The organism is Xanthomonas sp. SHU 199 (genome assembly GCF_000364665.1).
Classification (GTDB): domain Bacteria; phylum Pseudomonadota; class Gammaproteobacteria; order Xanthomonadales; family Xanthomonadaceae; genus Xanthomonas_A; species Xanthomonas_A sontii.
In genome coordinates this window covers 1-9,719 of record NZ_AQOI01000110.1, presented here as the reverse complement: position 1 = coordinate 9,719, position 9,719 = coordinate 1, and the positions used below count along the sequence as shown (strand labels likewise).

9 protein-coding genes and 2 pseudogenes are annotated in these 9,719 nt (G+C 69.6%); 4 read left to right on the top strand and 7 right to left on the bottom strand.

Annotation, left to right across the window (positions count from 1 at the left end; all coding sequences use genetic code 11):
- A pseudogene (locus D183_RS24055) lies at nt 1-269 on the bottom strand (malate synthase A); the annotation flags it as partial.
- A gap of 108 nt (nt 270-377) precedes the next feature.
- Here D183_RS24055 and D183_RS0105190 point away from each other — a divergent pair.
- From D183_RS0105190 to D183_RS0105180, 3 genes are all read left to right on the top strand, one after another.
- Nucleotides 378-1,346, top strand: a complete 969-nt coding sequence (locus D183_RS0105190; RefSeq protein ID WP_026144209.1) for a LysR family transcriptional regulator — start codon at nt 378-380, stop codon at nt 1,344-1,346.
- A gap of 76 nt (nt 1,347-1,422) precedes the next feature.
- Nucleotides 1,423-2,145 carry a helix-turn-helix domain-containing protein gene (locus D183_RS0105185; protein ID WP_017908064.1) on the top strand — a complete coding sequence of 241 codons (723 nt, stop codon included), beginning with the start codon at nt 1,423-1,425 and terminating at the stop codon, nt 2,143-2,145.
- 70 nt (nt 2,146-2,215) lie between these two features.
- Nucleotides 2,216-2,569, top strand: a complete 354-nt coding sequence (locus D183_RS0105180; protein WP_017908063.1) for a VOC family protein — start codon at nt 2,216-2,218, stop codon at nt 2,567-2,569.
- A gap of 125 nt (nt 2,570-2,694) precedes the next feature.
- Here the strand turns inward: D183_RS0105180 and lepB are convergent, their stop codons facing one another.
- From lepB to D183_RS27925, 6 genes and pseudogenes are all read right to left on the bottom strand, one after another.
- A complete protein-coding gene (gene lepB, locus D183_RS0105175) occupies nt 2,695-3,324 on the bottom strand; it encodes a signal peptidase I (RefSeq protein WP_017908062.1) in 630 nt (209 codons plus the stop codon).
- Between the two features lie 135 nt (nt 3,325-3,459).
- Entirely contained in the window at nt 3,460-3,852 is a 393-nt protein-coding gene (locus tag D183_RS0105170; protein WP_017908061.1) for a hypothetical protein, read from the bottom strand.
- Between the two features lie 144 nt (nt 3,853-3,996).
- Nucleotides 3,997-4,506: a hypothetical protein gene (locus tag D183_RS0105165; protein ID WP_039726202.1), complete on the bottom strand. Its 510-nt coding sequence runs from the start codon at nt 4,504-4,506 to the stop codon at nt 3,997-3,999.
- A 100-nt stretch (nt 4,507-4,606) separates the two neighbouring features.
- Nucleotides 4,607-6,766 carry a peptidyl-dipeptidase Dcp gene (dcp, locus tag D183_RS0105160; protein ID WP_017908059.1) on the bottom strand — a complete coding sequence of 720 codons (2,160 nt, stop codon included), beginning with the start codon at nt 6,764-6,766 and terminating at the stop codon, nt 4,607-4,609.
- Nucleotides 6,767-6,938: 172 nt separating this feature from the next.
- Nucleotides 6,939-7,904: an isoaspartyl peptidase/L-asparaginase family protein gene (locus tag D183_RS27930; protein WP_232757215.1), complete on the bottom strand. Its 966-nt coding sequence runs from the start codon at nt 7,902-7,904 to the stop codon at nt 6,939-6,941.
- A gap of 216 nt (nt 7,905-8,120) precedes the next feature.
- Nucleotides 8,121-8,690: pseudogene (locus D183_RS27925) on the bottom strand (cyanophycinase); the annotation flags it as partial.
- Nucleotides 8,691-9,042: 352 nt separating this feature from the next.
- On the opposite strand from D183_RS27925, the gene D183_RS0105150 reads away from it, so the two are divergent.
- Nucleotides 9,043-9,615 carry an RNA polymerase sigma factor gene (locus D183_RS0105150; RefSeq protein ID WP_017908057.1) on the top strand — a complete coding sequence of 191 codons (573 nt, stop codon included), beginning with the start codon at nt 9,043-9,045 and terminating at the stop codon, nt 9,613-9,615.
- The last annotated feature ends 104 nt before the right edge of the window (nt 9,616-9,719 follow it).

Here is a 9,719-nt window from a genome sequence, read left to right as displayed (position 1 = left end):
GGCCCCCCCTGCCAGTCGCCGTCGCGGATCGCGCGGGTGTCGTCGCGGAAGTCCGGCAGGCCGCCGGCGTCGAAGAACGCCTGGCGCTCGTGCCGCGCGGCCAGCCGCGCCTGCCGCTCCGGCTCGATCGCCCGGTGCAGCGACACCAGCAAGGCCAGCAGCGGCGGCGGCAGCAAGGCGTCCTGGCCGGCCAGCGAGGCGGTCAGGGCGATACCCGGCGTGGAGCGCGTGGACGGGTCGGGAGCGGCAGCGAAAGCGGGGGCGGACATGTGGGGATTCCTCGATGTTTCCGGGGTTCCACCGTGCTTCCGGCGCATGTATTTGACAAAGCAGTTTTGTCAATGCTTTATATAATCAAGACTTATATCTATCACGTCATGGCCACGGGTAGCGCCGCAACCCCTCGATTTCCTTACAAATCCGACCGGCTCAAGCCGCTGCGAGCGTTCTGCCAGACGGTGCGACTGGGCGCGGTATCGCGGGCCGCGGAGGCCTTGTTCGTCAGCCAGCCGGCAGTGACCCTGCAGTTGCAGGCGCTGGAACGGGAACTGGGGGTGGTGCTGTTCGAGCGCAGCGGCCGGCGCCTGGTGCCCAGCCGCGAGGGCCAGTTGCTGTATGAGATGGCGCAGCCGCTGGTGGAGAGCCTGGACCGGCTGGAGGCGGACTTCCGCGAGAAGGCGCGGGGACTGGACGCCGGCGAGCTCAATGTCGCCGCCAACAGCTCCACCATCCTCTACCTGCTGCCGAAGATCGTGGAAGCCTTCCGCGCCCGCCACCCGCAGGTGCGGCTGACCCTGCACAACGCGATCAGCGCCGACGGCACCGACCTGCTGCGCGAGGACGCGGTGGACCTGGCGGTCGGCTCCATGCTCGACGTGCCGGCCGACCTCAGCTACGCCCCGGTGTACCGCTTCGAGCAATTGCTGATCGCCCCGCACGACCATCCGCTGGCACGCAAGCCGAAGCTGACGCTGGAGGACCTGTCGCCGTACCCGCTGATCCTGCCGCCGCGGCGCCAGGTCACCTACCGCCTGGTCGACCTGGTGTTCCAGCAGGCGCGCGTGCCCTACACCGTGGCGCTGGAAGTGGGTGGCTGGGAGGTGATCAAGCAGTACGTGGCGATGGGCATGGGCGTGTCCATCGTCAGTTCGATCTGCCTCACCGACGCCGACCGCGCGCGCCTGGCCACCCGCGCCCTGGGCGATTACTTCCCGGCGCGCAGTTACGGCGTGGTGGTGCGCAAGGGCAAGTACCTGTCGCCGCAGGCACGCGCCTTCATCGAGCTGATCCAGCCGGACCTGTTCACCCCGCGCGGCTACGACGAGAGCGGGCCGTCGGAGCGGTAGCCGCGCACGGCCGCGCGTCAGCGGCGCCCTTGGGCTCTGCTACCGTGGCGGCACACCCGCTGCACACCGACCGCCCGTGTCCCTGCCCTCCCGCTACGCCGAAGCCGACGCACCCCCGGCGCTGCGCGACCGCCTGCGCTGCAGTTGGCGGTTCCGCCAGGGCGAAGCCGAGACCGCCGCGACGCAGGTGCTGCCGGATGGCTGCGTCGACCTGATCTGGGACGGCCGCGCCCTGTTCGTGGCCGGGCCTGACCGCCGCGCCACCGATGCCAGATTGGCGCCAGGCAGCGTGCTCACCGGCGTGCGCCTGGCCGCCGGTGCCGGCGCCAGCCTGCTCGGCGTGCCGCTCCACGCCATCGCTGACCAGCGTGTGCCGCTGGAGGCGCTATGGGGCGTCCGTGGCCGCGACTGGCAGGCACGGATGGAAGACACCGCCGATCCGCTGACGGCTTTGCACACGCTGTGCGCGAGCCGGCCGCTGCACCGCGACTCCGCGATGGCCTGGCTGTTCGCACAACTCGCCGGCGACGCACCGCCGCGGCTGGACTCGCTGACCCATGCGCTGGGCGTCAGCGAACGCACCTTGCGGCGACGCAGCCACGACGCGTTCGGCTACGGCGCCAAGACCCTGGAGCGCATCCTGCGCCTGCAACGCTTCCTGGGCCTGGTCCGCCAGCATCCCAGCCTGACCGCGGCCGCCCTCGAGGCCGGCTACGGCGACGCACCGCACCTGGTGCGCGACAGCCGGCAACTGACCGGCCTGCGCCCGCGCGACCTGGTGCAGCGGCACGCGCGCTGAGCTGGCCGTTTTCGCCAAGTCGGCAGCCGCACCGTGGTCGATACTGGCGCCCCGTCCAAAGGAACCGCTCATGTCCCGCGCCGAACAGCATCACCGCATCGACTATCTGGAATTCGCCGTCGCCTCGATCGCCGCGGCCAAGGCCTTCTACGGCCAGGCCTTCGACTGGACCTTCCAGGACTACGGCCCGGACTACTGCGAATTCCGCGACGGCCGCCTGAGCGGCGGCTTCTTCCACGGCACGCCGCAGCCCGGCGGCGCCCTGGTGGTGCTGTACTCCAACGACCTCGCCGCCACCCAGGCCCGCATCGAAGCCGCCGGCGGCCGCATCGTGCGCCCGGTGTTCGCCTTCCCAGGTGGGCGCCGCTTCCACTTCGCCGACCGCGACGGCTACGAGCTGGCGGTGTGGTGCGAGGGCTGCTGACGGCACCGCGGCACCAGCAGGTTGACTCCGCAGGAGCGGCTTCCGTCGTGACGGGCACTCCAGGTAACGCCTGTCGCGGCTGAAACCGTTCCTACGGATCAGGTCGCGTCATTGCGCGCGGCGCCCTACAGCCGCGCCCACTCGAATCCCTCGCCGCGGCGGTAGAACACCGCCAGCGCCTTGCCATAGACGCTGTCGGCATCGACGAAGCCGAAATAGCGACCATCGAAACTGTCGCCGCGATGATCGCCCATGACCAGCAGTTTGCCGGGCGGCACCCGCACGTCGTGCAGATCCGGGCCGCCGCCCGCGTCCAGATCCAGCCGCGCGATGCGCGCGCCGAAGCGCTCCGCATCGTCCGTGGCGCCCACCTGCAGCGGCTGGCCGTTGATGGCGAGATGGCCGTCGCGCACGTCGACGCGATCGCCCGCCACCGCCACCACGCGCTTGATCAGGCGGGTGCCGTCGTGCGGCGAATCGAACACCGCCACATCGCCGCGCTGCGGCCGGCCGCGTTCGAACACGCGGTACTCGGTGAACGGCACGCGCAGCCCGTAAGCGCTCATGTCCACGGCGACGCGATCGCCGGGCTGCAGCGTCGGCTGCATCGAGCCGGAGGGCACCACATAGTGATTGGCGAAGGACGACCGCGCGGCGGTGAGCAGCAACAGCATCACCACCATCGGCAGCAGTTCCTTGCGGCTCCAGCGCGCGGCGCGCTGCAGGCGGGTGGCATGCGGATCGGCGTGGGTCATGGGGCACCTGGGATGAGCGAGGGCGGCACGGGATGTGTCATCGCGACAGTGCGCGCTCGGCGGCTCGGAGGGCCAGTGACGAAAGGCATGGCGCCGCCCGGCACAGACGCCTGCCGACACCATGCAGACGGCAACTCATTTGCAGTCTGGAAACTCACCCACTGTGACGACGGGAGGCAGACGCTCGTCGTTTCCGCCATCCCTCCCTTGTTCGCCATTGAGATACGTGATCCGCGCGCCTTTCCCGTCGCGACGCACTGCATAAAGCGGCTCGTTCCGCTCCGAATACACCACGAGCGTTTCGTCTTCGGCATGCGTCGAGAACAAGGCCGGCGTCAAAGCCCCGCCCTCGTAGCGCTGGATCAACAGCCGAGTGCCATCGACGGCAGGCAGGATCCATAGCGTCGTCCCCAGCAACTCCCCCTCTTCCTCGATGCGACAGACGTTGGAGAAGCTTTGCGGCCGCGATGCGCTGAAATGCGCCGGCCCCGTCGCCGCGCCCACCAGGAGCGCCATGGCAAACATCATGCTTCGATACTCCCATGCATCAGATGGATAAATCAGCAGCGATCATGCCGCCCTGTCGAGACACGTTACCAGGGCGCCCTTTCCCGGCCGCAGCGCGCGTCAGCGTGCGAGCAAAAGAACGGCGGTTACGCCGTCGGCCGATGCCTACGGCATGACCTCGATGCGGTTGGACGTAGCGGCCTTGAGGGAACCCACCTGACCGGAAACATTCGCGGCGGTGGTCGCCGGAAGTTCGCGGTATCGCAACAACGGCTGCACAGCCACCAGGTAGCGGCGTCCAGGCACGACCCGGTAGTTCCGGGACAGATCCACCGCCGCGGATTTCGACTCGCCCGGACCCAGGATCACGTCGGGCCTCGAACCCGGCAGCTGGCTCACGTAGATGCCGCGGTAGGCCACAGCGCTTCCGTCCTCCTGCAGCACTCGTAACACATTCGCTTGCAGTCGCCCTTCGCGGTTCACCTCGGGGATATCGGCATCCGGCACCGCGATCGGCTGATCGCCCGCATTGACCAGGGTGATCGTGATGACCGCTGCGCCCGCGCGCTTGCTGCCTGCTTGCGCGTGTTCCAGCCGGATCTCCAACCGCCCTGCGGCAGACGCCGCAAAACAGGCGCCCAGCAGCGCCATACCGACAATCCAGCGTCCCTTCATGACCATCTCCTTGTGGATGGAGTATCCGGACACTCCAACAAAAAACGGGATGGCCGCAAGGCCATCCCGTTCTCCACACACCAGATCGGCGCAGCGCCGATCAGTTCTTCAGACCGCGGTTTTCCAGCAGCGGCTCGACGCTGGGGTCCTTGCCGCGGAAGTCGCGGTACAGGGTGGCCAGGTCGACGGTGTTGCCGCGCGAGAGGATCTTGGCGCGGAAGATGTCGCCGTTGGCGCGGGTCAGGCCGCCGTGCTCCTTGAACCACTGGAACGCGTCGTCGTCGAGCACTTCCGACCAGAAGTAGGCGTAGTAGCCGGCCGAGTAGCCGCCGCCCCAGATGTGGTCGAAATAGGTGGTGCGGTAGCGCGGCGGCACTTCCGGCAGGTCCACCTTGTACTTCTTCAGCGAGTCGGCCTCGTACTTGTCCACGTCCTGCAGCGGCGCGTCGGCCGGCAGGGTGTGCCAGGACAGGTCGAGCAGCGCCGCCGACAGGTACTCGGTGGTGGCGTAGCCCTGGTTGAAGGTGCGCGACTTCTTGATCTTCTCCACCAGGTCGGCCGGCATCGCTTCGCCGGTCTGGTAGTGCTTGGCGTAGTGCGCGAACACCTTCGGATCCGACGCCCAGTGCTCGTTGAACTGCGAGGGGAACTCGACGAAGTCGCGCGAGGTGGCGGTGCCGGCCAGGGTCGGGTACTTCACGTTGGAGAACATGCCGTGCAGCGCATGGCCGAACTCGTGGAACATGGTGGTGACGTCGTCGAAGCTCAGCAGCGCCGGCTGGCCGGGAGCGGGCTTGGTGAAGTTGCAGACGTTGTAGACCACCGGCTTGGTGCCGGTCAGGCCGTTCTGGCCGACGAACTCGTCCATCCAGGCGCCGCCGGACTTGCTGTCGCGCTTGAAGTAGTCGGTGTAGAACAGCGCCAGCGACTTGCCGTCCTTGTCGAACACTTCATAGACCTTCATCCCGTCGTGGTAGGTGGGGATGTCGGTGCGTTCCTTGAAGGTGAGGCCGTACAGCTGGTTGGCGGCGTAGAAGACGCCGTTCTGCAGCACGTTGTCCAGTTCGAAGTACGGCTTGATCTGCGCTTCGTCGAGGTCGTACTTGGCCTTGCGCACCTGCTCGGCGTAGAAGTCCCAATCGGCGGCGGTGAGCTTGAAGCCGCCCTTCTGCGCGTCGATCACCTTCTGCATCTCGGCCGCTTCGCTGCGCGCCTTGGCGGTGGCGGCGGGCACGGTGTCGGTGAGCAGCTTCAGCGCCGCGGCCGGGGTCTTGGCCATCTGGTCGCTGAGGCTGTAGGCGGCGTAGCTGTCGAAGCCGAGCAGCTTGGCCTTCTGCGCGCGCAGCTGCGCCAGGCGCTGCACGGTCTGGCGGGTGTCGTTGGCATCGCCCTTCTCGGCGCGCGACTGCGAGGCGGCCATCACCTGCTGGCGCAGGTCGCGGTCCTTCAGCGAGGCCAGCACCGGCTGCTGGGTGGTGTTCTGCAGGGCCAGCAGGTACTTGCCGTCGAGCTTGCGCGCGGTGGCGTCCTGCGCGGCCGAAGCGATGTCGCCGTCGGACAGGCCGTCGAGCTTGGCCTTGTCGTCCACCACCACCGCACCGGCGGCGGTGGCCGCGACCAGCTTGGTGTGGAACTGCGTGGCCAGGGTGGTCTCTTCGACGTTGAGCTTGCGCAGGGTGGCCTTGTCGGCGTCGGACAGCTGCGCGCCGGCGCGCACGAACTCCTGGTATTCGTACTCGACCAGGCGCTTCTGCTCCGGGTCGAGGGTCAGCGTGTCGCGCTGGTCGTACAGGCTCTTGATGCGCGCGAACAGCTTCGGGTCGAGGCTGATCTCGTCCTGGTGCGCGGCCAGCTTGGGCGCGATCTCTTCCTGGATCTTCTGGCGGGCATCGTTGGTGTCGGCCTGGACCAGGCCGAAGAAGATGCGCGACACGCGGGTCAGGGTCTCGCCGCTGCGCTCCATCGCTTCCAGGGTGTTGGCGAAGGTGGCCGGTTCCGGGTTGTCGGCGATCTTGCGGATCTCGGCCAGGTGCTGCTTCATGCCCTCTTCGAAGGCCGGCAGGTAGTCGCTGTCCTTGATCTTGTCGAACGGCGGCGCCTGGAACGGCAGCGTGCTGGGGGTCAGCAGCGGGTTGGCGGCGGCGGCGGGCTGCGCGGCGGCCGGAGCAGCGGGGGCGGCGGGCACGGGGGTGGACTCCTTACCGGAACAGGCAGCCAGCGCCAGGCTGATGGCGGCGGCCAGAACGACGTTACGCGACATGAGGTGGAACTCCTGGGAGGACCTTGGGGCCAAGACAGCCGCCCACGTTACCGGGTTTGCATGGCAGCGGCATGTGCCATTGGCTCGGCCCGGCACGGCAGCCAGCCGGCGTACAGATGGCCGGGCGCGGGCATGGCGCCAGCGCCCCGCAAGGGGCGCCGGCGCGCCGGGCTCACTGCCCGCCGGGCAGCGGCAACGCCTCGTCCTTGAAGATGGCCACGTGCGGCACGCCGTCGGCGCCGATCCAGCCGCGGTACATGCCCTCGGTGTTGAACGGGAAGGCCACGCTGCCGTCGGCGCCCAGCGCGATCGCACCGCCGTCGCCGCCGGCCTTGGGGATCTGCTGGTCGATCACCGCGTCGGCGGCCTGGGCCAGGCTCTGTCCGGCGTACTTCACCCGCGCGCAGATGTCGTAGGCGGCCACCGCGCGGATGTAGAACTCGCCCCAGCCGGTGCCGGACACCGCGCAACGGCTGTCGGCGAAGGTGCCGGCGCCGATGATCGGCGAGTCGCCGACGCGGCCGTAGCGCTTGTTGGTCATGCCGCCGGTGGAGGTGCCGGCGGCCAGGTTGCCCTGCAGGTCCAGCGCCAGCGCACCGACCGTGCCGAAGTGCTTGGCGGTCTCCAGATCGGCGTGCGCCTGCTTGTTGGCTTCTTCCTTCAGCGCCTGCTGCAGTTGCTGCCAGCGCTTCTCGGTGCGGAAGTAGGACGGCGCGACCAGCGCGATCCCGTGCTGCTTTGCGAAGACCTCGGCGCCATCGCCGACCAGCATCACGTGCTCGGACTGGTCCATCACCGCACGCGCCAGTTCGATCGGGTTCTTGACCCGGTGCACGCCGGCCACCGCGCCGGCCTTGCCGGTGCGCCCGTCCATGATCGCCGCGTCCAGTTCGTTGCGGCCGTCGTGGGTGAACACCGCGCCCTTGCCGGCGTTGAACTGCGGCGAGTCCTCCAGCACGGTGATCGCCGCGGCGACCGCATCCACCGCCGGCTTGCCCTGCGCCAGCAGCGCCTGCCCGGTACGCAGCGCCTTCTCCATCGCCGCGCGCGCCTCGGCCAGGTCGGCCGGGCTGCTGCTGGCACGCTCGACGCCGGCGCCGCCATGGATCACAAGGGTGGTGGCGGGAATTTCGCGCATGCGCCCGTCCTGCACCGCGTAGTAGCGGTGGAACACCGGTGCCTCGACGCGGCCGTCGGGCAGGTGCAGGGTGGAACCGGGGCCGACCCCGACGGTCTCGATGCGGGCGGCCTGCAGCGGCTGCCCGGCCGGGGTGGGCGGTTGCAGCGGCCCGGCGACCACGGTGGCCACGGCCTGCGGATCGGTGGCATAGACGCGCGCGGTACCGTCGCCCTCCACCGCCAGCGCGGCGCTCTCGTCCACGCCCAGGCCGATCAGCGGCTCCCCCTTGGGCGCCAGGGTGGCGGCCTTGGCGCGGAACGCAAACAGGCGGCCGAGGCGGTCGCGCTCGCGGAAGTGGGTATCGGTGATGACCCGCTTGAGCAGGTCCAGGTGCAGGAAGTCGGTCTCGATGGTGACCGCCGGCCCCAGCGGATCGGCCAGCGCCGCCGGGCTGGTGATGCTGCCGCCGTCCATCGAGCCGTACAGGTACTCGCCCAGCATCGCCAGGCCGGCGCTGGTGCCGCCCAGCGGCTTGCCGGCGCGCACGTGCGCGTCCAGCGCGTCGGCCACCGGGGTGTTCTTCCAGTAGCGCACGTAGCGCGACTGGTCGCCGCCGGCGATGAAGATGCCGTCGGCGCGGGCCAGCGCGCGCAGCAGCGCCGGATCGCTGGAGGCGCCGCGGCCGCTGAACACGAACGTCTCGACCGAGGCCACGCCGCCGACCTTGCGGTAGAACTCCTCGCCCACCTCGTTGGCCTGCGAGGCGCGCAGCACCACCACGTGGCCGTGCCCGGCCTTGGCCATGAACCAGCGCAGCGCGTCGTAGTTGCGGTCGCCGCCCCCCATCAGCAGCAGGCCGGGCGACACCGGGCCGGGTGTGGGCGCGGCCGGATCGCCGACCAAGTACTGGCGGTAATCGCGCGCGACGGCGGGCGTGGCCAGGCACAGGCCCAGCAGCAGCGACATCCAGGGCCGGAACATGCCGACGGAACGGGTCATGCGGATCTCCTCGGGAACGGGGCAGGCAGGCGAGCGTGCGGCTCGTTGCTGAGAGGGGACGAACGGCGGCACGGTTTCCCCCCGCCGCCGTCACCCTCCCACGTCGGCGCGCGCGGCACTTGCCCGCACGCACCGGCGATCGGCTAATGTGGGATCCATGTCCGCTTCCCTCGACGATTGGTTCGTCCAAGAAATCCTCGTCCACGAGCAGGCGCTCAGCGGCTACCTGCGGCGCTGCTGGCCGCATCGCGAGGAGTGGCACGACCTGCGCCAGGAGATCTACGTGCGCGTCTACGAGGCCGCCGGCAAGGCCCGGCCGAGCCTGCCCAAGTCGTTCCTGTTCGCCACCGCGCGGCACCTGATGACCGACCGGTTGCGCCGCAACCGGGTGGTGTCGATCGAGGCAGTGGGGGATCTGGAGTCGATGCACGTCCTGATAGACGAGCTGTCGCCGGAACGCTGGTGCGGCGGACGGCAGGTGCTGGGCCGGCTGGCGGCGGCCTTCGACCGGTTGCCGGACCGCTGCCGCAGCGTGGTCTGGCTGCGGCGGGTCGAGGAACTGCCGCAGAAGGAGGTGGCCGTGCGCCTGGGAATCAGCGAGAAGAGCGTGGAGAAGCACGTGGCCCGGGGCATGCGCCTGCTGGCCGATCATTTCCATGGCGACGAGGGCGCGGCGGCGCCGGCGAAGCCGATGCATGCGCGGGCGCGCGATGGACAGCAGGTGGATTGAGGCGCGTGCGGCGGCCTGGCTGGCGCGGCGCGACCGCGACGACTGGTCCGACGCACGGCAGGCGCGCCTGGATGCCTGGCTGGCCGCGGCCACCGCGCACCGGG

Excerpts from the sequence above, each read along its gene's own strand:
- D183_RS0105150 (WP_017908057.1), top strand. The coding sequence starts at position 9,043 with ATGTCCGCTTCCCTCGACGATTGGTTCGTCCAAGAAATCCTCGTCCAC.
- D183_RS0105170 (WP_017908061.1), bottom strand. The coding sequence starts at position 3,852 with ATGATGTTTGCCATGGCGCTCCTGGTGGGCGCGGCGACGGGGCCGGCG.
- lepB (WP_017908062.1), bottom strand. The coding sequence starts at position 3,324 with ATGACCCACGCCGATCCGCATGCCACCCGCCTGCAGCGCGCCGCGCGC.
- D183_RS27930 (WP_232757215.1), bottom strand. The coding sequence starts at position 7,904 with ATGCGCGAAATTCCCGCCACCACCCTTGTGATCCATGGCGGCGCCGGC.
- D183_RS0105180 (WP_017908063.1), top strand. The coding sequence starts at position 2,216 with ATGTCCCGCGCCGAACAGCATCACCGCATCGACTATCTGGAATTCGCC.
- D183_RS0105165 (WP_039726202.1), bottom strand. The coding sequence starts at position 4,506 with ATGAAGGGACGCTGGATTGTCGGTATGGCGCTGCTGGGCGCCTGTTTT.
- D183_RS0105190 (WP_026144209.1), top strand. The coding sequence starts at position 378 with ATGGCCACGGGTAGCGCCGCAACCCCTCGATTTCCTTACAAATCCGAC.
- dcp (WP_017908059.1), bottom strand. The coding sequence starts at position 6,766 with ATGTCGCGTAACGTCGTTCTGGCCGCCGCCATCAGCCTGGCGCTGGCT.